The 22,800-nt window shown below is 33.2% G+C and carries 22 protein-coding genes; 21 read left to right on the top strand and 1 reads right to left on the bottom strand.

The window, feature by feature from the left end:
- Positions 1-149 precede the first annotated feature (149 nt).
- Positions 150-410, bottom strand: coding sequence for a 30S ribosomal protein S20 (rpsT, locus tag C7954_RS07860; RefSeq protein WP_133618213.1), 261 nt, complete (start codon positions 408-410; stop codon positions 150-152).
- Positions 411-683: 273 nt separating this feature from the next.
- Here rpsT and lepA point away from each other — a divergent pair, with 273 nt between their 5' ends.
- From lepA to era, 21 genes are all read left to right on the top strand, one after another.
- Positions 684-2,471 (top strand): translation elongation factor 4, encoded by a 1,788-nt coding sequence (gene lepA, locus C7954_RS07855; RefSeq protein WP_073159139.1) that lies wholly within the window; start codon positions 684-686, stop codon positions 2,469-2,471.
- On the top strand, positions 2,464-3,714 hold the full coding sequence (hemW, locus tag C7954_RS07850) for a radical SAM family heme chaperone HemW (protein WP_134059339.1): 1,251 nt from the start codon (positions 2,464-2,466) through the stop codon (positions 3,712-3,714). Before lepA ends, hemW begins: the two co-directional genes overlap by 8 nt.
- A gap of 95 nt (positions 3,715-3,809) precedes the next feature.
- Entirely contained in the window at positions 3,810-4,859 is a 1,050-nt protein-coding gene (hrcA, locus tag C7954_RS07845) for a heat-inducible transcriptional repressor HrcA (RefSeq protein WP_243833659.1), read from the top strand.
- Positions 4,860-4,864: 5 nt separating this feature from the next.
- Complete coding sequence (grpE, locus tag C7954_RS07840; RefSeq protein ID WP_073159145.1) at positions 4,865-5,512, top strand: nucleotide exchange factor GrpE; 648 nt, start codon at positions 4,865-4,867, stop codon at positions 5,510-5,512.
- Between the two features lie 107 nt (positions 5,513-5,619).
- Complete coding sequence (gene dnaK / locus C7954_RS07835; RefSeq protein ID WP_073159147.1) at positions 5,620-7,500, top strand: molecular chaperone DnaK; 1,881 nt, start codon at positions 5,620-5,622, stop codon at positions 7,498-7,500.
- Positions 7,501-7,585: 85 nt separating this feature from the next.
- Positions 7,586-8,710, top strand: coding sequence for a molecular chaperone DnaJ (gene dnaJ / locus C7954_RS07830; RefSeq protein WP_073159150.1), 1,125 nt, complete (start codon positions 7,586-7,588; stop codon positions 8,708-8,710).
- Positions 8,711-8,766: 56 nt separating this feature from the next.
- The gene (locus C7954_RS07825; RefSeq protein ID WP_073159152.1) at positions 8,767-9,519 is read left to right on the top strand and encodes a 16S rRNA (uracil(1498)-N(3))-methyltransferase; all 753 of its coding nucleotides are present in this window, start codon (positions 8,767-8,769) and stop codon (positions 9,517-9,519) included.
- A gap of 1 nt (position 9,520) precedes the next feature.
- Positions 9,521-10,831: a tRNA (N(6)-L-threonylcarbamoyladenosine(37)-C(2))-methylthiotransferase MtaB gene (gene mtaB / locus C7954_RS07820; protein WP_134059342.1), complete on the top strand. Its 1,311-nt coding sequence runs from the start codon at positions 9,521-9,523 to the stop codon at positions 10,829-10,831.
- 93 nt (positions 10,832-10,924) lie between these two features.
- Positions 10,925-11,269 (top strand): histidine triad nucleotide-binding protein, encoded by a 345-nt coding sequence (locus C7954_RS07815; protein WP_073159154.1) that lies wholly within the window; start codon positions 10,925-10,927, stop codon positions 11,267-11,269.
- A gap of 59 nt (positions 11,270-11,328) precedes the next feature.
- Positions 11,329-11,778 (top strand): GatB/YqeY domain-containing protein, encoded by a 450-nt coding sequence (locus tag C7954_RS07810; RefSeq protein ID WP_073159156.1) that lies wholly within the window; start codon positions 11,329-11,331, stop codon positions 11,776-11,778.
- Between the two features lie 61 nt (positions 11,779-11,839).
- Positions 11,840-13,123: an NfeD family protein gene (locus tag C7954_RS07805; RefSeq protein WP_073159158.1), complete on the top strand. Its 1,284-nt coding sequence runs from the start codon at positions 11,840-11,842 to the stop codon at positions 13,121-13,123.
- Positions 13,124-13,126: 3 nt separating this feature from the next.
- The gene (gene floA / locus C7954_RS07800) at positions 13,127-14,113 is read left to right on the top strand and encodes a flotillin-like protein FloA (protein WP_073159160.1); all 987 of its coding nucleotides are present in this window, start codon (positions 13,127-13,129) and stop codon (positions 14,111-14,113) included.
- Between the two features lie 31 nt (positions 14,114-14,144).
- Positions 14,145-14,585, top strand: a complete 441-nt coding sequence (locus C7954_RS07795) for a hypothetical protein (protein ID WP_110300902.1) — start codon at positions 14,145-14,147, stop codon at positions 14,583-14,585.
- 114 nt (positions 14,586-14,699) lie between these two features.
- The gene (locus tag C7954_RS07790) at positions 14,700-15,659 is read left to right on the top strand and encodes a PhoH family protein (RefSeq protein WP_134059333.1); all 960 of its coding nucleotides are present in this window, start codon (positions 14,700-14,702) and stop codon (positions 15,657-15,659) included.
- A gap of 2 nt (positions 15,660-15,661) precedes the next feature.
- Positions 15,662-17,920 carry an HD family phosphohydrolase gene (locus tag C7954_RS07785; RefSeq protein ID WP_134059330.1) on the top strand — a complete coding sequence of 753 codons (2,259 nt, stop codon included), beginning with the start codon at positions 15,662-15,664 and terminating at the stop codon, positions 17,918-17,920.
- Positions 17,913-18,344, top strand: a complete 432-nt coding sequence (gene ybeY, locus C7954_RS07780) for an rRNA maturation RNase YbeY (protein ID WP_073159168.1) — start codon at positions 17,913-17,915, stop codon at positions 18,342-18,344. Before C7954_RS07785 ends, ybeY begins: the two co-directional genes overlap by 8 nt.
- A gap of 8 nt (positions 18,345-18,352) precedes the next feature.
- The gene (locus C7954_RS07775; RefSeq protein ID WP_073159170.1) at positions 18,353-19,054 is read left to right on the top strand and encodes a diacylglycerol kinase; all 702 of its coding nucleotides are present in this window, start codon (positions 18,353-18,355) and stop codon (positions 19,052-19,054) included.
- 30 nt (positions 19,055-19,084) lie between these two features.
- Entirely contained in the window at positions 19,085-20,341 is a 1,257-nt protein-coding gene (locus tag C7954_RS07770) for a hemolysin family protein (RefSeq protein WP_089655233.1), read from the top strand.
- Positions 20,342-20,362: 21 nt separating this feature from the next.
- Complete coding sequence (locus tag C7954_RS07765) at positions 20,363-21,451, top strand: DUF3048 domain-containing protein (RefSeq protein WP_133618217.1); 1,089 nt, start codon at positions 20,363-20,365, stop codon at positions 21,449-21,451.
- Between the two features lie 33 nt (positions 21,452-21,484).
- Positions 21,485-21,904 carry a cytidine deaminase gene (locus C7954_RS07760; RefSeq protein WP_073159176.1) on the top strand — a complete coding sequence of 140 codons (420 nt, stop codon included), beginning with the start codon at positions 21,485-21,487 and terminating at the stop codon, positions 21,902-21,904.
- Complete coding sequence (gene era, locus C7954_RS07755) at positions 21,894-22,775, top strand: GTPase Era (RefSeq protein ID WP_073159178.1); 882 nt, start codon at positions 21,894-21,896, stop codon at positions 22,773-22,775. Before C7954_RS07760 ends, era begins: the two co-directional genes overlap by 11 nt.
- Positions 22,776-22,800 lie beyond the last annotated feature (25 nt).

Below are 22,800 nucleotides of genomic sequence, written 5' to 3'. Positions count from 1 at the left end.
TGGATAAATCAATTATACAGGAGATGGTGTTGAGATGGTACACTTTTCGATTAGCAGAACATTATTTTTGGTACACTTTTAGTTTAGCATATGCAGATGAGTTTATAATTTAAAAGATAGCTATCTTTTAGATAATTTTAAACTTTAAATTACATATTGTTATACATCTTTGTGAGGCGGGATTTTTTGCGGGCTGCATTGTTTTTATGAATGATATTTCTTGTTACAGCCTTATCGATGACCTTTTTAGTCTCTTTTAACTGTTCTGCAGCAGCTTCGTTGTTCCCTGCTTCAACTGCCTTTTCCATATCTTTAATCGCATTTTTTAATCTATCTTTCCACATACGATTTTGAGCAGTTTTCTTTTCTGTTGTTTTAACTCTTTTCTTAGCAGATTTAATAATAGGCATCTAACTTCACCCCCTCTTAAAAGTAAATATTTATACTCTCATACTTGATTTGCAACATTTCAATTTTAACATGTCATAATCCAAAATGCAAGAATTAAATTAAAAAAGCAGTTCTTAAATCCTAGAATTGTTAAAGACTATTTATATTTGAAAGAAAAAGATTATTGCTTTCAAACAATTGATTAATACTTCTAAGTGTAATATAATTAAAGTGTTGTCTCAAGTAAATTATTTGCTTGGACTAAATGATAAAGTATAAAGGAGGAATTTTTGTTGCAAACTGATAAAATAAGAAATTTTTGCATAATAGCTCATATTGATCACGGGAAATCAACTCTTGCTGATCGTATGTTAGAATATACAGGCACAATTACGGATCGAAAAATGCAGGAACAAGTTTTAGATAAAATGGATTTAGAAAGAGAAAGAGGTATTACAATCAAGGCCCAGGCAGTAAGCATTGAATATCAGGGCTATGAATTAAATTTAATTGATACTCCTGGACATGTTGATTTTGCTTATGAAGTATCTCGAAGCCTGGCTGCCTGCGAAGGAGCCATATTAGTAATTGATGCTGCTCAGGGTGTTGAAGCTCAAACGATGGCTAATATTTATCTTGCCTTAGAACATGATTTAGAAATTATTCCGGTAATAAATAAAATAGACCTGCCATCTGCAAACCCTCAGAGAGTTAAAGAACAGCTTTTAGATATTGGAATTGATCCTGATGAGGCTATTTTGGCCAGTGCTAAAAATGGAACTAATATTGATCAGATTCTTGATGCAATAATTGAAAGAGTCCCCGCTCCTTATAACGGGATCAATCAACCATTAAGAGCTTTGGTCTTTGATACCTTATATGATTCTTACCAGGGAGTAATTGCTTATGTGCGTGTTATGGAAGGGTCTGTTAAAAAGGGTGACAAGATTTTATTAATGTCCAACCAAAAAAGTTATGAGGTAGATGAGGTTGGATTTTTTAGTCCTGCTATGCAGAAAAAGGATAAATTAACATCGGGAGAAGTAGGATATATTATCTCGGGGATCAAAGATGTGAGAAACTGCCGTGTAGGTGATACAATTACTCTGAAAAATAATCCGGCTCAAAAGGCATTACCAGGTTATCAAAAAGTTCAGCCGATGGTTTTTAGTGGACTTTATCCAACCGATAATGCTGATTATGAAATTTTAAAAGAAGCTCTAGAAAAACTACAGCTAAATGATGCATCTTTTACATTTGAGCCCGAAACTTCTGAAGCATTAGGTTTCGGATTCCGCTGTGGATTTTTAGGATTATTACATATGGAGGTTATCCAGGAAAGGTTAGAAAGAGAATATGATTTAGACCTGGTGATAACAGCCCCCAGTGTGGAATATCAGATCATCAAAAAAAATGGTGAAGAAGTAAAAATTGAAAATCCAGCTGCTTTTCCGGACCCAAGTGAAATTGATAAAATAAAAGAACCTTTTGTAACTGCAGAAATCCATCTTCCCGAAGAATATGTAGGTCAGGCAATGGAGCTTTGTCAGGATAATCGAGGAGATTTTAAGGATATGCAGTATATAGATCAAGACAGAGTTACTCTAAAGTATGAGATGCCGCTAAGTGAAATTATTACAGATTTTTTCAATCAGCTTAAATCAAAAACTAGGGGTTATGCTACTTTAGATTATGAATTAGAGGGTTATAAAGCATCTAACTTAGTTAAGCTTGATATCTTAGTGAACAAAGAAGTTGTAGATGCGTTATCTACAATCGTACATGATGATCACTCTTATCAGCAGGGAAATGCTTTAGTAAGAAGACTAAAAGAAGTAATTCCTCGTCATATGTTTAAAGTTCCAATTCAGGCTGCTGTTGGCGGTAAAATTATTGCTCGTGTTAATATTCCTGCAATGCGTAAAAATGTACTGCAGAAATGTTATGGGGGAGATGTCAGCCGTAAGCGAAAATTATTAGAAAAACAGAAGGAAGGTAAAAAGAGGATGAAGCAGGTTGGTAGTGTAGAAATCCCTCAAGAAGCCTTTATGACAGTCTTAGAAAGAGATGAAAATGCATAATTTAAATTTTGAAACTGCAAATGCTATTTATCTTCATTTTCCGTTTTGCAGCAGTAAATGTCCTTACTGTGATTTTTATTCAACTAAATACACTAAATTGGGGGTGGACCAGTTTTGGGCCGCTCTTTTTATGGAATTAAAAGAATTATCAAGAACTACAAAAAATAATTTAGTTCAAACTATTTATATCGGGGGAGGAACTCCTTCTTTAATAGAACCAGTATTTGTTGCTGAATTACTGCAAAAAATTAAATACAGATTTAAAGTTCCTCCAACTGCTGAAATAACTATGGAAGTTAATCCAGCTTCAGTTACAGAAGAAAAGATAATAAAATTAAAGCGGGCCGGAATTAACCGCTTAAGTGTAGGGATTCAGAGCTTCAATGACCAGCATCTGTCATTTTTAGGACGTAGAAGTAATGCTGAAAATAATAAAAAAATATTAAGTTTAATAGACAATTATTTTGATAATTATAGTGCTGATTTGATTTTTGCTTTACCCAATCAAAGTTTAAATGAATTTGAGCAAGACTTAGAAGAAATGCTTAAGTTTTCACCACCCCATATTTCTTTATACAATCTTGAGCTGCATGAGAATACTCCCTTTTACGAGCAGTATAAAAAAGGAAATTTAAAACTGCCAGCAGAAGAGCTTGATGCAGATATGTATGAGCTTGCTCTAGAAAAATTAAATACAGCTGGTTACCGGCATTATGAGATTTCTAATTTTTGTCAGCCTGGATATAGAGCCCGCCACAACTATCTATACTGGTTATATCAGCCTTATCTGGCTTTAGGACCAGGTGCCTCAGGTTTTGATGGCAGCTGTAGATATCAAAATTTTAGGGATCTAGAAAAATACATAGATTATTATAATCCAGAAAGATTTACTTTTGCGGAAATAATGGATCTGAAGAAGAAAAATAAAAAAAGTTTTAGTGAACTTTTAAAAAATAAAAAAAAATTGGATGTCAATAATAAAGCCAAAATAAGAAAAATTAATTGTTTAACAGCAGAAGAAAAAATGGCTGAGTATTCATTTTTGGCTTTGAGAACAGATAATGGACTGTTTTATCATAAGTTTTATCAGAAATTTAAACGTGATTTTAAAACTATATATAAAGCAGAAATTGAAGAACTAATCAAAAATAAATTGATAATAGAAGCAAATGGAAGAATTCATCTCACAACTCGAGGTAGAGAACTGGCAAATGAAGTTTTTCTTAAATTTTTATTGGATTAAGTCTTAATATTATTTGACAAAAAAAAACCAATGTGTTATTTTATTATTAGCTGTTAGCACTCTCTGCTGTTGAGTGCTAAAAAGAGAGGTGAAAAATGATGGTTGAAGAATTAGATTCAAGAAAAAAGCGAATACTGCAGGCCATCATTCAGGAACATATAATTTCCGCATCTCCAATTGGCTCAAGGACACTTGCGAAAAAATATAATCTGGATGTAAGTCCTGCAACTATCAGAAATGAGATGGCTGACTTAGAAGATTTAGGTTATTTGGAACAGCCTCACACATCTGCTGGAAGAATACCTTCTGACAAAGGTTATCGCTACTATGTCGATCAGCTTGTCAGTCGGGAACAAAATCAAGAACCTGGTGTAATTGAAAATATTGAGAATTTATATCAGGATCTTCAGGATGTGCAGGATATCATTTCTGGTATGGCTAAAATGCTTTCAAATATGACTCATTATACGGCTATGGTTAGTGAGCCTAAAAGTCAGATCAGCAGATTGAAAAAAGTCGAGATTATGCAGTTGGCGAATAATTCGCTGCTCTTAGTTTTAGTTACTGATGCTGGAATGGTTAATAATAAAATTATCAATTTAGATCAAAATTTATTAGCTGAAAAGATTTCATATATTAATAATTTTTTGAGTGATAAATTAGAAAACAAATTATTAGCTAATCTAGATTCAAATTATTTAAAAAAAGTTGAGAAAGAACTTATGGCAAGGCTTGACCTTTCTGTTGATTTATTTAAGCAATTTTATAATGAGTTTGAAGGTGCATTTGAACCTGGTGCAGTTAAAGTTTATATAGGAGGGACCTCCTATATTTTAGAACAGCCGGAGTTTAATGATCTGAAAAAAGTTAAAAAAATGCTAAAATTACTTGATCAGGAAGAAATGTTGAATAAAATTATTAACAGTATTTCTGGGACTGATCTTGAAATAAAGATTGGCCAGGAAAATGAAGTGGAAGATATTAAAAACTGCTCTTTGGTTGTAGCTACTTATTATATTTCAAATCGAGCAGTTGGGAAAATAGGAGTTATTGGTCCCACCCGTATGGAATATCCGCGTGTTATTTCATCGGTTGATGTTATTTCAGATATTTTAGGTAAATTAATTTCAAAGGCTAGTGGGTGATAATAATGAATAAAGAAAAAGAAAATATTGATTTAGAGGAAAATTTAAAGTCAGAGAATGAGGAAGCTGCTGAAGTAAATGAAGATCTTAAAGCTCAAACAGCTGCAGCTGATAGCGAGTCAGAAGCAGCAAGCGAGTCAGAAACAGCAGGAAATGAAGGAATACAATTAGAGCTTTCTCGAGAAGAATTGATTGAAGAATTAAGAGAAAAGAATGAAAAAATCGCCGCAATGGATGCTGAAATAGATGATCTATTGAGTAGATTACAGAGATTACAGGCTGACTTTGTTAATTATAGAAAGAGAAGTGAAAAAGAAAAAGCCGAGATGACTACTAGAGGTAAAGTTCAGCTCTGCAGCAGTTTACTGCCTGTGATTGATAACTTTGAACGTGCTCTAAAAGCTGAAGATCAAGAAAATGATTTTTACAGAGGTGTAGAAATGATTTATAATCAACTTGTAAAAAGTTTTGCTGACGCGGGCATTAAAGAGATAGCTGCTCAGGGTGAGGAATTTAACCCTGAATATCACGAAGCAATTATGAGAGTTGAAACAGATGAATATGAAGAAGGTACTGTAACAGAGGTAGTACAGAAAGGTTTTGTTTTAGAGGATAGAGTTATTAGGCCGGCAATGGTTAAAGTGGCTGGATAATAAACTTTTTATCAAATAAATTTAGAATTTATGATTAAATTTTTTGGATTTTTATAAAAACTATTAATGAAAAAATTTATAAACAATTTTATAAGGAGGAATATAAAATGGGTAAAGTAATTGGTATTGACTTAGGTACAACTAATTCTTGTGTGGCAGTAATGGAAGGTGGAGAACCTACTGTTATCCCCAATAAAGAAGGTGCTAGAACTACTCCTTCTGTAGTGGCATATTCTAAAAAAGGAGAAAGAATTGTCGGTGAACATGCAAAACGTCAGGCGGTAACTAATCCTGATCAGACAATTTCTTCAATTAAAAGAGAAATGGGTACAGATTTTACAGCAACACTTAATGGAGAAGAATATACTCCACAGCAAATTTCGGCTATGATTTTACAGAAATTAAAAAGAGATGCAGAAGAGTATTTAGGTGAAGAGATTGAGGAAGCTGTAATTACAGTTCCTGCTTACTTTAGTGATGCTCAGCGTCAGGCAACAAAAGATGCTGGTAAAATTGCTGGTTTAAAGGTAGAAAGAATTATCAATGAGCCGACAGCTGCTTCTTTAGCTTACGGTCTTGATGATAAAGGTGAAGAAACTATTTTGGTATATGATCTTGGTGGAGGTACTTTTGATGTTTCCATCTTAGATATTGGGGATGGAGTCTTCGAAGTTATAGCAACTAACGGTAATAACCACCTTGGTGGAGATGACTTTGACCAGAGAATTATTGATTATTTAGCAGAAGAATTTCAAAATAGAACTGGTATTGATCTCAAGAAAGATAAGATGGCACTTCAGCGCTTAAAAGATGCGGCTGAGAAAGCTAAAATTGAGTTATCAAGTGTTAAGCAGACAAATATTAATTTACCATTTATCACTCAGACTGATGCAGGACCTGAACACTTAGATATTGATTTAACAAGAGCTAAGTTCGAAAGTTTAATCAGTGATCTAGTTGAACAGACAATGGAACCAGCTCGTAAAGCATTGAAAGATGCCGGTATGGATAAATCTGATATTGACGAAGTTATTTTAGTAGGTGGTTCAACTAGAATTCCAGCTGTTCAGGAAGCAGTTAAAAATTTAATTGGTAAAGATGCACACAAAGGAATCAACCCAGATGAAGTTGTAGCAGTTGGTGCTGCAATTCAGGGTGGTATTTTAGCAGGAGATGTAGATGATGTAGTGCTCTTAGATGTTACACCTCTATCTCTTGGTATTGAAACTCTTGGCGGAGTATTTACCAAATTAATTGATAGAAATACAACAATTCCCACTTCCAAATCTAAGATTTTCTCTACAGCAACTGATAATCAATCAAGTGTAGATATCCATGTTCTGCAGGGTGAGAGAAAGATGGCTAAAGACAACAAAACCTTAGGTCGTTTCCAATTAACTGATATTCCACCTGCACCACGTGGAGTACCTCAAATTGAAGTAGAATTTGATATTGATAAAAATGGTATTGTTCATGTTTCTGCTAAAGATAAAGGTACAGGAAATGAACAAAAGATTACCATTAAATCTACAAGTGGTTTATCTGATGAAGAAATAGAAGAAATGGTAAAAGATGCTGAAGAGCATGCTGAAGAAGATAAAAAGCGGGTAGAAAAAATTGAAACTCGCAACGAAGCTGATGCTTTAGTTCATCAAACAGAAAAGACTTTAGAAGATGCTGGAGATAAGGTTGATTCGGCAATTAAAGATAAAGTTGAAGCTGCTAAAGAAGAACTAAAAGAAGTATTGGAAAATGAAGATGCTAAAATTGAAGCAATAAAAGAAAAAATGGAAGCCTTAACTGATGAGTTAACAGAGTTAAGTTCTGAGTTATATTCTCAAGCTGAAGGAGCTCAGACTGGTGCTGGTGCAGCAGGAGCACAGCCAGGATCTGGTCAAGCAGGTCCTCAACCCGGAGCTGGAGCTTCTCAGGCAGATGATAATACAGTTGATGTAGATTTTGAAGAAGTAGATGATGAAGAGAAATAAATTAAGGGAAGAATAGTTCAGTTTAGGGAGAGTATTCCTCTCCCTATAACTGTTTTTCTTTCTTTTTTAGAGAGGTGATTTTAAGATGGCAAAAAATGATTATTACGAACTGCTCGGTGTTGACCGGGATGCCGATCAAAAAGAAATTAAGCGGGCTTATCGTAAGCTGGCCAAAAAATATCACCCTGATATGAATCAGGAAAAAGATACCTCAGAAAAATTTAAGGAAATTTCTGAGGCTTATGAAATTTTAAGTGATCCGGATAAAAGAGCACGCTATGATCAGTATGGACATTCAGGTATTAATGATCAGGACTTTAACTTTGATGATTTTGCTCAGGGTGGTTTTGGTGGTCTTGATGATTTATTTAATATGTTTGGCTTTGGCGGTGGTATGGGTGGCCGCAGAAAAAATGGTCCTCGCCGTGGAGCTGACTTGCAGTATAGAATGGAAATTTCGTTTGAAGAAGCTGCTTTTGGCGGCAAAAAAGAAATTAGAATACCTAGGGAAGAAGAATGTGATCGCTGTGATGGTAGTGGTGCTGAACCAGGTACAGATATAAAGACTTGTCCTGAATGTAATGGTCAGGGTCAGGTTCGTACCAGCCAGCAGACTCCATTTGGTCAATTTACCCAAAGTAGGGTTTGCAGCCGTTGTGGTGGAGATGGTAAAATTGTAGAAGAAGCCTGTCATAAATGTAATGGATCCGGTAAAGTGCGCAAACAGCGAAAACTGACTGTTAATATACCTGCCGGTATAGATACTGGAACCAGACTCAGAATGTCTGGAGAAGGCCAGGTTGGTGAAAAAGGTGGTCCAGCAGGTGACTTATATATTATAATTGATGTACAGGATCATAAAATATTTGACCGTAAAGGTGATGATTTATACTGTGAAGTTCCAATCAGCTTTGTTCAAGCAACTCTTGGTGATAAAATCAAGGTTCCTACTTTAGAGGGTAAGGTACAATTTGATATTCCTGAAGGAACTCAGCCTGGGACAACCTTTAGATTGAAAAACAAAGGCATAACCCATTTAAATGGTTATGGACGAGGAGATCAATATATTAAGGTTAAAGTAATGATTCCTAAGGATTTAGATGATAAGCAGAAAGAACTTTTGACAGAGTTTGCTGAAATAAGTGGTGAAGAAATCAACCCAGAGCATAAAAGTTTTTTAAAAAAGATAAAAGATGCAATTAATATTTAAATTGAGATTTAAAATAGATTATTATTAATTCAACTCTAAACTTTGGAGTGAAAAAAATGCATAGATTTTTTATAGATCAGAGTACTGAAGTTAATGAAAATGTAATTATTTCTGGAAATGACTATAACCATCTTAAAAATTCCCTGCGCCTAAATATAGGTGACAGGGTTATTCTTTCTGATGGTGATGGTTTTGATATGGAAGCTGAAATAACTAGTTTTAGTGAGGATGAAGTTTTTTTGAAGGTTTTAACAAAGGAAAAATCAGGAGTTGAAGCTGGAGTTAAAGTTTGGCTGGCCCAGGGTTTACCTAAAAAGAGCAAAATGGATTTAATAGTGGAGAAGGCAACTGAAATTGGTTTTTCTGGATTAATCCCTTTTGAAAGTAAAAGAACTATTGTTAAATATAATTATAAGAAAAAAGAAAAAAAGAGAAGCCGCTGGCAGAGGGTTGCTGAGGCTGCTGCCAAACAATCAGGTCGAGCTGTTATTCCAAAGATTGAAGAATTTTACAGCAGCAGTCAGCTAAAAAATTTAAAACAAAAATTTGATTATGTATTATTATTATGGGAAAATGAAGAAAATCTTTCACTTAAAAAATTTTTTACAGAAAACAATGTTGAAGCAGCAGCAGAGATTTTAGTAATTATTGGTCCTGAAGGAGGATTTTCGGCGGCGGAAGTACAGCAATTCAAATCCGAACTTGGAGCCCAGATAATCACACTTGGTCCCCGCATTTTAAGAACAGAGACTGCTGGGATAACTGCTTTAACGGCTATTTTGTATGAGAAAGGTGAACTCGGTGATTAGTATGATAAAAAGAGCAGCTTTTTATACCTTAGGTTGTAAAGTAAATCAATATGAAACTGAAGCTGTAATAGATATTTTTATAGATAATGGCTATCAAATAGTTAATTTTTCCGAAAAAGCGGATGTATATATAGTTAACAGCTGTACTGTAACAAATGAAGCAGCTAGGAAAACCAGACAGATAGCCCGGAGAGCAAAACGTCGTTCAGAAGATAGTATTGTTGCAATAGTTGGCTGTTATACACAGGCTTTTCCAGATGAAGTAAGAGATATAGAAGAAATTGATTTTGTAATGGGCAGTAATAATAAAGCTGATATTTTGGACAAAGCCGAAGAAATATTGGCTGGCAAATCAATTGAAAATGATGTCAAAGAATATAAAGAATTAAAAGAATATGAAGAATTGGAACTGAAGAGGCTGACAAATACAACTAGGGCCAATGTCAAGATTGAAGACGGCTGTAATCAGTTCTGCAGTTATTGTATCATTCCTTATGCTCGAGGACCTGTTAGAAGCCGCAAAAAAGAAGATGTTGCAGCAGAGATTAAAAGATTAGCTGAACAGGGTGTTAAAGAAATCATCTTAACCGGAACTCATCTGGGAGCTTATGGTAGTGAAAATGGAAATAATAAAGAACTAACTAAATTAATGGTGGATTTAACTGAAATTGAAAATTTAAATCGAGTTCGTTTAAGCTCAATTGAAGGAACTGAAATTGATAAAGGAATGATGGATTTAATTGCTGAAGAAGATATTTTCTGTCCTCATTTACATTTACCTCTTCAGAGTGGAAGCAACAAGATTTTAGAAGCAATGAACAGGCCTTATACTTTAGAAGAATTTAAAAAAACTGTAGCAGAGCTGAGAAATAGAATACCAGATTTAGCCGTTACAACTGATGTTATTGTTGGCTTTCCAGGAGAGACAGAGGAAACTTTTGCTGAGACATTAGAAGCTGTTAAAGAAATAGGTTTTTCTAAAGTACATGTTTTTCCTTATTCTGCTAGAGAAGGTACACCAGCTGCAGAGATGGAGCAGTTAAATGGCAATTTAGTTAAGGAATACAGTAAAAAACTGCGTTTAGTTAATGAGGCTTTAATGTTGGATTATCAAAAAGAATTTATTGGGCGGGAAAAAGAAGTTTTAATTGAAGAAGTTAGAGATCATACAACAGGTTTATTAACAGGTTATACTGATAATTATCTTAAAATCCTTGTTGATGGTTCAGATGATTTAAAAAATGAATTAGTTAAAGTTAAATTAAAAAAATCAGTTGATCCTTATCATTTAAAAGGTGAAATTATAAAATAGCAGGAATTTTCTTCTTTTAAGAGAATATAATTAATAACTCAAGTATAAAATATGGATTTTAAGTCTATATTGAAATTTAAAGGAGGGATTTTTTTGAAGGATTGTTTATTTTGTAAAATTGCCGCAGGTGAGATGGATACTGATTTTGTTTATGAAGACGAAAAAGTAGTTGTTTTTGAGGATATTAATCCTCAGGCACCTGTACATTTATTAATAGTTCCCAAAAGACATATTTCAGACTTAAATAGTTTAAAGCCTGAAGATGGTGATTTGATCGGACATGTTTATCAAATTGCTAAAAAAATGGCTGCTAAATTTAAAATTGCTGAGTCTGGATATAGATTGGTCAGTAACTGTGGTGACAATGGAGGTCAAACAGTTTATCATATTCACTTCCATCTTTTAGGTGGAAGAGAACTGCAGTGGCCGCCTGGATAGAATCAAATTACTAGAATGGGATAAATAGCTTAACTGAATTATAGATTGGAGTTGTAAAAATGAGCAAACTAAAAGAACAATTAATGGAAGATATGAAAAAAGCAATGAAAGCTAAAGATAAGGAAAGGCTTTCTGTGATTAGAATGACCAGATCAGAGATTAAAAACAAAGAGATAGAAAGCGGAGAAGAACTAGATGATCAAGGAGTAACAGCTGTAATTGCTAAACAGGTAAAACAGATAAAAGATTCACTAGCTGATTTTGAAAAATCAGGCAAAGAAGATGTAATGGAAAAACTGTATAAAGAAATTGAAATTTTACAGGAATATTTGCCTGAACAAATGTCAGAAGCCGAAGTGGATGAACTTGTAAATCAGGTAATCGAAGAAACAGATGCCAAAAATATGTCAGATATGGGTCAGGTTATGGGAGCAATTATGCCTAAAATTAAAGGTAGAGCTGATGGTTCAATGGTTAGTTCAAAAGTAAAAGAAAAGTTGAGTAATTAAATTAATTTCTAAAAAGAAAGGGGAAACCCTTTCTTTATTCCTCTTTATTGGAGGTATCATAATGAAAAAAATAATCTTAATTTTTTTAATGTTTTTATTGATCTTTAGTTTTTATAGTTCAGCAGCTGCAGCAGCTGAAGTTATTCATTTATATTTAAATAGTGAAATTAATAATGCTGAATTTAGCTTTATTAATAAAAATATAACTGAAGCTGAAAACAATAATTCAGACCTTGTAATTCTAGAAATTAATTCACTAGGAGGCTTTGTAAACTCAGCTCTTAAAATAAGAGACAGAATTTTAGAATCAGAAGTAAAAGTTATCAGTTTTGTAAATGGTAGAGCCTGGTCAGCTGCTGCTTTAATTGCTTTGGCAGGTGAAAAACTATATATATCTCCTTCTTCGAGTATTGGAGCAGCAGAAACAAGGCCAAATGAAGAAAAATATATTTCTGCTCTAAGAAAAGAGTTTGCAGCCACTGCAGAAAGAAGAAATAAAAACCCAAAAATTGCTGAAGCTATGGTTGATGCTTCAATGGAAATTGAAGGAGTTATTGAAAAAGATAAACTTCTAACCTTAACAGCAGCTGAAGCTCTTGAATTAGGTATTGCTGATTATAGTGTGTCTTCTTTGGCAGATTTAGCAGCTGCTGAAAATATATCTTTAAATGAGATAACTACAGTAGAAAAAAGTAATTTAGAAAAGATAATGGGGATAATTAGTAACCCCTATGCAAGCTCACTGCTTTTGATTATTGCTTTTTCTGCTTTAATATTTGAAGCTTTAACCCCTGGTTTTGCATTGGGAGGAACTGTTGGTATAATTACTTTATTGATTTTTTTTGCTGGGCATATTTTTACTGGCTCAATTGGAGCAGGGATAGTAATTTTATTTATTATAGGTATTATCCTAATCCTAGCAGAAATTTTTATTATTCCCGGCTTTGGTATTGCTGGAATCAGTGGTATTGCTGTTGTTTTAGCCAGTTTATTCTTCATCTTTCCTAATAGTTCAATTGCAGTTAATGTCTTGTTAGCAGTTGTACTTTTTACTTTAGTTATCGGAATTTTAATGGTTAAAAAATTTGGTACCAGCCGTTTTTGGCAGAAAATATCTTTAGACAATAGTTCTGAAAATTATTTTTCATCAACTTCTAAAAAAGATTATTTAAATCAAGAGGCTGTGACTTTGTCAAAATTAAGACCAGCCGGTACTATAAAAGTAGGGGAAGAAAGGATAGATGCTGTTAGTGAAGGTAGTTTTATCGAAAAAGGGAAAAAAGTTAAAGTAGTTTCGGTATCTGGATCTCGGGTTGTTGTTCGCAAAATATCAGAGGAGGAATAAATTATGGAACTTTTTTCAATATTGATTTTAGCTGCTTTAATTTTATTTTTTGTTTTGCTTTTTTATTTTATACCACTTGGGTTATGGATTTCTGCAACTGCAGCGGGAGTAAAAGTTGGTTTTTTTAATTTAATTGGAATGCGTTTGAGAAGGGTAGTTCCTTCTTCAATTGTAGGTCCAATGATAAAATCTCATAAAGCCGGTAAGGGTTTGAGTAGTGATCAATTAGAGGCCCATTATTTGGCAGGAGGGAATGTTGATCGAGTTGTAGATGCTTTAATTGCTGCGCAAAGAGCAGAAATTGATTTAACTTTTGAAAGGGCAGCTGCTATTGATTTAGCAGGTAGAGATGTTCTGGAAGCTGTTAAAATGAGTGTTAATCCTAAGGTTATTCAGACCCCGATTGTTACTGCGGTAGCTATGGATGGTATCCAGGTAATGGCAACTGCAAGAGTAACAGTTCGAGCTAATATTGAGAGGCTTGTTGGTGGAGCAGGAGAAGAAACGGTTTTGGCAAGAGTTGGGGAAGGAATTGTTACAACAGTTGGTTCAGCCGAATCACATAAAAAAGTATTGGAAAATCCTGATTCTATTTCTAAAACAGTCTTAAATAAAGGTCTAGATTCTGGAACTGCTTTTGAAATCTTATCAATTGATATAGCAGATGTTGATGTTGGTAAAAATATTGGAGCCCAACTTCAGACTGATCAGGCTGAAGCAGATAAGGAGATTGCTCAGGCCAAGGCTGAAGAAAGAAGAGCAATGGCGGTTGCTGAGGAACAAGAAATGAAGGCAAGAGTTCAGGAAATGAGAGCTAAGGTTGTTGAAGCTGAAGCTGAAGTACCTCTGGCAATGGCTGAAGCCTTGAAAAAAGGAAACATGGGAGTAATGGATTATATGAAGCTCAAAAATGTTGAATCAGATACAAAAATGAGAACAAGTATTTCAGAAACTTCAGAAACGGAAACTAAAAATCAAAATGAAAATTAACTTAAAGTAGTTTTGAAAGCTGAGGTGAAATATGCAGGGATTAATATTTATACTTCCAGTCTTTATTATTTTATTTGTCATTTTATTTCAAATTTTTTCGATTATAAAAAAAGTTTTTAGTACTGTAATGAAAAAGTTTGAATTAACTATTGAGCAGGCAGATCAAGATAGCAAAAGAAATTCTAATCAGTCTGATCTAAGTTATGAACAATATGATCAGGAAGAAGTAAAGCAAAGAATTACTGCAGCTGAAAAGGAATCTTTAGCTAAAACAAAGGCAGAGATGTTAAACAAGAATAGTAAAAGTACTGAAAAGCCAAAAAAAGTTGGGAATGTTGATGATAAAAACGAAAAGAAATTTAAAGGAAACAGCAATTCTTTTGCAGAAGCATTTGCTCAATACAATGAGGCAGAAAAATTAGTAATTTATAATGAAATATTATCTAAACCTAAGGCCTTAAGGAAAAATTAATATTAAAAATCATAAAAACTGTGGCCACTCTCCGGCCGCAGTTTTTGTTAAATTTGTTTAAAGATATAAATATGATATAATAAATAAGTAAAAGTACTAAGGAGGAGTTATAATTTGAGTCAAGAAGAAAAGACAATTGAAATCAATGATTATCAGCTTGCCCAAAATTTCTTTGGTCATAATGATCGCAACTTAAGATTACTAGAAGATTTATTGTCTGTAAAATTAAGTGGCCGTGGTAATCAAATAAAAATTAATAATTATAATCAGAATGAAGATATTGATAAAATAATAAAAAAATTACTATCTTTAACAGACAGCAAAGAAGAATTTTCACCAAGAAAATTAAAATATGCAGCTGAACTTTTAAAAAGAAATCCAGCTGTTGATTTAAACAGAATTTATGATGAAGTAGTGCTTGAAAATTACAAAGGTAGAAAAATCAAAGCAAAGACTATGGGTCAAAAACTTTATTTAGAATCAATTAAAAATAGAGATATTGTTTTTTCAATAGGACCGGCTGGAACCGGCAAAACCTATTTGGCTATGGTTATGGCAGTAAAAAGCCTTTTAAATAATGAGATAAATAGAATTGTTCTAACCAGACCAGCTATTGAAGCTGGAGAAAATTTAGGTTTTTTACCAGGAGATATGCAGGAAAAAGTAGATCCTTATCTGAGACCTTTATATGATGCTTTATATGATATTTTGGGTCCTGAAAAATCAAAATTGTATCAGGAAAAAGATATTATTGAAGTTGCACCACTGGCCTATATGAGAGGGAGGACCCTTGATGATTCTTTTGTGATTTTAGATGAAGCTCAAAATACTACTTTAGAACAGATGAAGATGTTTTTGACCAGGATTGGCTTTAACTCAAAAGCCGTAATAACTGGTGATATTACTCAAATCGATTTACCAAGCAAAAAGCGTTCAGGTTTAGCAACTGTTCAAAAAATATTAAAAGATATAAAAGGCATAGATTTTGTTTATTTAACCAGACATGATGTAGTAAGACATGATTTGGTTAAAGAAATTATTAAGGCATATGAAAGTTATGAAAGTGGGAGCTAAAAATGAAATTTATGAAAAAATTAAGAGTTACCCTCCGCAAATGGAGAAGAGAATATCTTGATTTTTCATCTAACAGTTATAAAGTGATTTGGGCTGTGATTTTCTTTCTCCTTATTGCTTTAACTTTAAATCTTGATTTAATTCCAAATCAAGTCGATTTAAGAGCAGGTCAGGTTAGCCAGAATGATATTACTGCTCCAAGAACAATTACTTTTATTGATGAAAGCAGAACTTCTGAATTGAGACAGAGAGCTGCAGATACCGCTCCTCGAGTTTACGAAGAAGATTCTACTGTGGAAGAAGAAGTTTTAAATAAAGTAAATGCTTTATTTGATACTATAAAAAGTGAAAGAGAGTTTTTCTATTTCAATAAGATTAATTTATCAGAGAGTGAAACAGATGAACAAAATGATTCTAGAGTAGAACCAGATCAAAAACAGGGTAATACTGAGAAAAATGTTTTTGGTCAGAATGAAATTGATAATTTAAATGAAGACGAAATAAATGAGATAATTAAGTTAATAAATAGTGAAATAGATCTCGAGATCAGCGATCAAAATTTAGCAAATTTGATAAAATTAACTGATTCTGAATTATCTGAACTTCGCGAAAGGGCTACCAATCTTATTCAAAGTAAACTGCAGAGCCGAATTTTACCATCTGATTTGACTTCTGCCCGTGAAGATTTGCGGCAAAGTGCGATGGAATTAGATATATCAAGAGAAAAAAGGTTAATATTAGCAGATCTGACTGAAAGTGTTATTGCAGCTAATATGTTTTTAAACCAAGAAGCAACTGCAAATAGAAGAGAAGAAGCAATTGCAGAGGTTGAAGCAGTAGAAAAAACTGTGCGCCAGGGAGAAATGATTGTTCGCAAAGGTGATGTAGTTACTGAAGCTGATATTGAAATATTAGAAAAACTAGGATTACAAAAAAGTGGGATTAATTACTACAATATAAGTGGTAGAATATTAATAAGTTTAATTTTAGTTTTGCTGTTGGGCTTTTATTTTTATAAATATCAGCCAGATATTTGGGATGATAACAGCAAACTGCTGCTGATTGAGCTTCTTATCTTTATTGTGGTAGTTTTAGCTAAGATCTTAACCTTATTTCACAATCCTTTTGTAGATTATATGGTGCCAACAGCAATGGCTTCAATTTTATTAACTATTTTAATTGGTAGTGATACAGCACTAATAACAACTTTGTTTATTAGTTTACTAATTGCTCCAATTTATGATATGAACTTTAATATAGTTCTTACCTCCTTTTTGGCTGGATTAATTGGTATTTTCAGTGTATCAAAGGTTAAGGCAAGGGGAGATATAATAAGAGCTGGTTTAAATGTTAGTTTTATCTTAGTGTTTTTAATTGGAGGTTTATCATTACTTCAGCAGAATCAAGATTGGCGTAATCTGATCTGGTCAGTCGGAGGCGGAATAATTAATGGTTTGCTAGTCGGGATATTAGCAAATGGTTTATTACCTTATTTGGAAGATTTATTTAATATGACAAGTTCTGTAAAATTGTTAGAATTATCAAATCCGAGCCAGCCTATTTTAAAGAGAATGCTGGTTGAGGCACCGGGAACCTATCACCACAGTATTATTGTAGGTAATTTAGCTGAAACAGCTGCCGAAGATGTTGGAGCTGATTCTTTACTAGCTAGAGCCGCTGCCTATTATCATGATATTGGCAAATTGAAAAGACCATATTTTTTCTCTGATAATCAATTTGGAGGGGAAAATCCTCATGATAAAACGTCTCCTAACTTAAGTGCTTTAATAATTAAGTCACATGTTAAAGATGGAGTGGAATTAGCTGGCGAGAATGGTTTGCCTTCTAAGATAACTGATATTATAAAACAACATCATGGAACCAATTTAATTTCATATTTCTATCAGCAGGCGCTTCAGGATAATAAGCATGATGATATCGAAAAAAAAGATTTTCGTTATGATGGTCCTAAACCTCAAAGTAGGGAAGCGGCAATAATTATGCTTGCCGATATAACTGAAGCTGCTATTCGCTCTAAAAACTTCAACAAAAACAATCATGATCGGATAGAAGGTTTTGTCAGAGGTTTGGTTAAAGATAAATTAATAGAAAATCAATTAGATCAATCTAATTTAACTTTAACTGATTTAGATACAATAGTTAAAAGTTTCGTTAAAGTTTTAACCGGTATCTATCATCAAAGAGTTGAATATCCTGAGAAACTGCTGAAAGAAATGAAAGGTGGTAATAAAAGTGATTAATGTAGAATTTAATAACCAACAGGATAAAGTTGAAATCCAACAGGAAATTCTGGAACTTCTAAAAAAAGTCGCTGCAACCGCTGCTGAGTTAGAGGGGTACAGCGGCGGTGAAGTTAGTATTGCTTTTGTTAGTAATCAGCAGATAAAGGAATTGAATAATAAATATCGAAATAAAAATGAAGCTACAGATGTTTTATCATTCCCAATTGATGAAGAAATGCTTGGAGATATTATAATATCAGCTAAAAGAGCTGCTGAGCAGGCTGTAGAATACGGCCATTCGTTAAAAAGAGAATTAGCTTATCTTACTGTACATGGGATGCTGCATTTATTTGGTTATGATCATTACAGTAAAGATGAAAAAAATGAAATGCGTCAAAAAGAAGAAAGAGTTTTAACCCAATTAGGCATAAGTAGAGATTAGGTGTTAGGATGTGGATTATTAAAATAATTAACAGCTTCAATCATGCAATAGCAGGTTTGATTCATGCAATCAGAACTCAAAGGAATATGCAAATTCATCTAGTGGCAGCAATTTTTGTTTTAGCTTTTAGTCTTTTATTTGACTTAAGCAGAATTGAGGTGGCTCTGGTGATTATTGCTATTTCATTTGTCATATTTGCTGAATTAATTAATACAGCTGTAGAAGTTATCATTGATATTCTAACCCAGGATTATAGTTTTAAAGCTAGGATTGCTAAAAATATTGGAGCGGCTGCAGTAATTATTGCAGCCGGTAATGCTATTTTTATTGCTTACCTTGTTTTTTTTAAAAAAGCACAGGAATTATCTTTAAATTTAATATTTAACTTAAGACATGAGCCGCTTCATTTGGTCTTTATTAATTTATTTTTGATATTCATAATCGTTATTACCTTGAAGTCAATATTCAGCAGCGGCACACCTTTAAAAGGTGGAATAATTAGTGGCCATACAGCACTTGCAACTTCAGTTGTATTGATTATTTGGTTTTTAACAAAAAGCCTGCTTGCATTTTCATTGGCTTTAACGCTTGCTTTTTTAACCGCGCAGAGCCGATTAGAAGCAGGAACTCATTCTTTAAAAGAAATATTGATAGGTATTTTACTGGGGGGAGTTATTACTGTAATTGTATTTTATTTTTTTAGAATTTGATAATTTAGTTGACTGTGGAGGAGATTTAAAATGTATTTAGAGTTATTTTCATTATTTATATTAATATTATTATCTTCCTTTTTTTCTGGCTCAGAGACTGCTTTTATGTCTGTCAATAGAGTTAAGATTAAGGAAAAGGTTCAACGAGGTGACGAACAAGCAGCTAAGGTTGATAAATTACTGCATGATCAAACTAAGTTATTAACTACTATATTGATTGGTAATAACCTGGTTAATATTGCTGCATCCTCCATAGCAACAGCTTTATCCATAGAATTGTTTGGTAGTAAAGGGGTAGGGATTGCAACTGGTATAGTAACTTTATTAATTTTAATTTTTGGAGAAATAACACCAAAATCTTTAGGAAATAATCATTCAATTAAATATGCTAAAGCAGCTTCAATTCCACTTTATTATTTAGAAATAATTTTATCCCCATTTATTTTTATTTTCACAAAAATTGTTAATTTATTTGTTAAAGATAAAAATTTGATTTCTTCTGCTTTTTTAAGTGAAGAGGAAATCAGGCGTTTTGTTGATGTCAGTCAAAGAGAAGGAGTTATTAAAGAGACAGAGCAAGAAATGATTCAGAGTGTTTTTGAATTTGATGATACTTTAGTTAAAGAAATTATGATACCTAGAATTGATATGGTTTGCATTGAAAAAAATGCATCTTTAAACGAATTGATAAAAATGGGGGTTGAAAAGGGTCATTCCAGGATTCCTGTTTTCGAAGAATCAATTGATAATATTATTGGTTTAATTTATATTAAGGATCTTTTGGAATTATTATTAGAAGAAAGATCAAATATTAATATTGAAGAATTTGTGAAACCAATATACTTTATCCCAGAAGGGAAGCCGATCAATCAGCTCCTATCAGAAATGAAGGAAAGAAAAGAACACATGGCAGTTGTAGTTGATGAATATGGTGGTACAGCTGGCTTAATCACGATTGAAGATTTATTGGAGGAAATTGTTGGAGATATTCAAGATGAATTTGATTTAGAAAAAAGTTATATAGAAGTAATTGATGATAACACTCTGCTGCTTGATGGTAGAGTTGATATTGAAGAGTTAAATGAATATTTGAAAAATCCTTTAGTTGAAAGCGATAATTATGAAACATTAAGTGGGCTGATTTTATATTATTTAAATAGACTTCCGGTAAAAGGAGAGAAACTTGAATTAGAAGATATGACTTTAGTTATTGAAAGTATTATTGACAATAGAATTAGAAAAATCAAGTTGATAAGTAGTGAAGCTATAAAATGTGAAGAAGATTAATATTTATTTAGAGGTGAAAAGATGAAATCAAAGTTATCTATACTGTGGGCTCTACTGCTGATAACATTATTAATTTTAACTGGCTGCAGCTTTTGGAAGGGTGAACCAGCTGAAGAAGCTGAAAAAACACCCCCACAAGAAGAGTTGACCGAGCAGGAACGCGCAGATGAAATTAAAGATTTAGAGGAAAAATATGAGACAGAAATGCCTAAAGAAGAGGCTTATCAAAGTCAGTACGAAACAGTTTCTCCCTTTACAGGGTTGGGGGTTGAGTCTGATTATTACAAACGGGCAGTTGCTGTTTCTATTGAAAACTCACCTGCTGCTAGACCCCAAAGTGGTTTAGATAAAGCAGCATTAGTTTATGAATTTATGCTGGAGGGTGGTATTACAAGGTTTTTAGCTGTTTTCTGGCCTGAAGTGCCAGCAAAGATAGGACCAATTAGAAGTGCCAGACCTGCTTTGATTGATACCTCCCAATTTTATGATGCTTTATTTTTGCATGCAGGAGCCAGCCCCCGCGGATTTGCCCTGCTTGCAGTGAAGGATATTTTACATTTAGATCAATTATATAAAAGTCAATATTTTTGGAGAAGCAGCAAAAAAGCAGCACCACACAACTTATATTCCGGCAAAGAGCCTCTGAAAGATTATTTAGAGAGTCTTTCCGAAAAAGAATATCCGGAACAGTTTAATTTTCTAACTGCTTCGATAACTAGCGATTTTGAAAAAGCTGAAAACATAACAATTGATTATTGGGGCTCTTATTCTGTTCTCTATGAATATAACAGCTTTAATAATAATTATTTAAGGTTTTTAAATAATAGATCAAATCCACATCAGGTAGAAAGTGGTGAACAATTAACAGCAAAAAATATAATTGTTCAGCAGGTAAAGACTTCAACAATAGATGATGCCGGCAGGCAGGATATTGATCTTAATTCAGGTGGCAAAATGCAGCTGTTTAGAGATGGGATGGTTATTAAAGGCAGCTGGGAAAGAAGTAATGGAAAAATTATTTATTTGAACGATGCTGGTGAAGAAATAGAAATCAATCCAGGTCAGACCTGGATTCAAGTGGTTCCTAATGGAACTGAGATCAAGTATTAAAATATATTTAAGTAATTATGTGAGGTGTTTTTAATGGATCAAGAGATTAAAGAAGAAATGTTTAAAAAGGCTTTAGACGCGCAAAAGAATGCTTATGTACCCTATTCTGACTTTCCTTTGGGAGCAGCAGTTTTGACTGAAGATGGATCAATTTATACGGGAGTAAATATTGAAAATGCTTCCTTTAGTTTAACAAATTGTGCAGAAAGATCTGCTGTTTTCACAGCGATTTCAGCAGGCAAAAGAAAAATAAAAGCACTTTTAATAGTTAGTTCTACTGATAAGCCGGTACCTCCCTGTGGAGCCTGTCGTCAGGTCATTAAAGAATTTGCAGATGGAGATATAGAAGTGATTATGATGACTGAATCAGGTAAAGAGCTGACAATGACCAGTACGGAGCTGCTTCCTGGTGCTTTTACTGATGATGATATGGAGAAAAATAATGAGCTATAAATCAGGTTTTGTCACAGTTATTGGTAGACCAAATGTTGGAAAATCGACTTTAATTAATAATTTAATTGGAGAAAAGATTAATATTATTTCTCCCCGTCCTCAGACTACCCGCAACAGTATCAAAGCAATTTATACAGAAGATGACGGACAGATCATCTTTATTGATACACCTGGTATTCATGAACCAAGAAATGAACTAGATAAATATATGCAGGATGAAGCTTACAGCAGTCTTAATGGTATTGATGTAATTATCTTCATTTTGGATGGAAGTACTTACTGGGGTAAAAATGATCAGCTGATTTATAATCAGATAAAAAATAGTGATCAGGAAATTATTTATGTAATGAATAAGATTGATAAAATATCTAATAAAGAATTAATAAAAAAGCAAAAAAGTTACAGCCAAAAAGTTGGTAAAGAAGTTGTACCAATTTCTGCCTTAAATAGTAAAAATACTGATAACTTATTAAAAGAGATTTTCTCAAAATTACCAGAAGGACCTCAGTATTATCCGGAAGACATGATTACAGATCAAATTGAGAGATTTATTTTTGCAGAAATGATTAGAGAAAAAATATTCTATTTAACCAGAGAAGAGGTTCCCTATGGAGTTGCAGTCTTAGTCGAAGAAGTTAAAGAAAGAAAAAATGATGATTATTATATCAGAGCAAATATTTATGTGGAGAAGAAATCTCATAAGGGAATTATTATTGGTAAAAATGGTAAGATGTTAAAGAAAATTGGTCGGGCAGCCAGAAAAGAAATAGAAGATTTGATGCAGACAAAAGTATATTTAGATCTCTGGGTAAAAGTTTTAAAAGATTGGCGCGAAAAAGATAATCTGCTCAAAAGAATGGGTTATAAATAAATTTATTGCAGGACAATGACAAAGT

Source organism: Halanaerobium congolense (assembly GCF_004366375.1).
Taxonomy (GTDB): Bacteria; Bacillota; Halanaerobiia; order Halanaerobiales; family Halanaerobiaceae; genus Halanaerobium; species Halanaerobium congolense.
The sequence above is the reverse complement of the archived record's forward strand: the minus strand, read 5'-3'. Positions and strand labels throughout refer to the sequence as shown.

Excerpts from the sequence above, each read along its gene's own strand:
- rpsT (WP_133618213.1), bottom strand. The coding sequence starts at position 410 with ATGCCTATTATTAAATCTGCTAAGAAAAGAGTTAAAACAACAGAAAAG.
- hemW (WP_134059339.1), top strand. The coding sequence starts at position 2,464 with ATGCATAATTTAAATTTTGAAACTGCAAATGCTATTTATCTTCATTTT.
- hrcA (WP_243833659.1), top strand. The coding sequence starts at position 3,810 with ATGATGGTTGAAGAATTAGATTCAAGAAAAAAGCGAATACTGCAGGCC.
- grpE (WP_073159145.1), top strand. The coding sequence starts at position 4,865 with ATGAATAAAGAAAAAGAAAATATTGATTTAGAGGAAAATTTAAAGTCA.
- dnaK (WP_073159147.1), top strand. The coding sequence starts at position 5,620 with ATGGGTAAAGTAATTGGTATTGACTTAGGTACAACTAATTCTTGTGTG.
- dnaJ (WP_073159150.1), top strand. The coding sequence starts at position 7,586 with ATGGCAAAAAATGATTATTACGAACTGCTCGGTGTTGACCGGGATGCC.
- C7954_RS07825 (WP_073159152.1), top strand. The coding sequence starts at position 8,767 with ATGCATAGATTTTTTATAGATCAGAGTACTGAAGTTAATGAAAATGTA.
- mtaB (WP_134059342.1), top strand. The coding sequence starts at position 9,521 with ATGATAAAAAGAGCAGCTTTTTATACCTTAGGTTGTAAAGTAAATCAA.
- C7954_RS07810 (WP_073159156.1), top strand. The coding sequence starts at position 11,329 with ATGAGCAAACTAAAAGAACAATTAATGGAAGATATGAAAAAAGCAATG.
- C7954_RS07805 (WP_073159158.1), top strand. The coding sequence starts at position 11,840 with ATGAAAAAAATAATCTTAATTTTTTTAATGTTTTTATTGATCTTTAGT.
- floA (WP_073159160.1), top strand. The coding sequence starts at position 13,127 with ATGGAACTTTTTTCAATATTGATTTTAGCTGCTTTAATTTTATTTTTT.
- C7954_RS07795 (WP_110300902.1), top strand. The coding sequence starts at position 14,145 with ATGCAGGGATTAATATTTATACTTCCAGTCTTTATTATTTTATTTGTC.
- C7954_RS07785 (WP_134059330.1), top strand. The coding sequence starts at position 15,662 with ATGAAATTTATGAAAAAATTAAGAGTTACCCTCCGCAAATGGAGAAGA.
- C7954_RS07775 (WP_073159170.1), top strand. The coding sequence starts at position 18,353 with ATGTGGATTATTAAAATAATTAACAGCTTCAATCATGCAATAGCAGGT.
- C7954_RS07770 (WP_089655233.1), top strand. The coding sequence starts at position 19,085 with ATGTATTTAGAGTTATTTTCATTATTTATATTAATATTATTATCTTCC.
- C7954_RS07765 (WP_133618217.1), top strand. The coding sequence starts at position 20,363 with ATGAAATCAAAGTTATCTATACTGTGGGCTCTACTGCTGATAACATTA.
- C7954_RS07760 (WP_073159176.1), top strand. The coding sequence starts at position 21,485 with ATGGATCAAGAGATTAAAGAAGAAATGTTTAAAAAGGCTTTAGACGCG.
- era (WP_073159178.1), top strand. The coding sequence starts at position 21,894 with ATGAGCTATAAATCAGGTTTTGTCACAGTTATTGGTAGACCAAATGTT.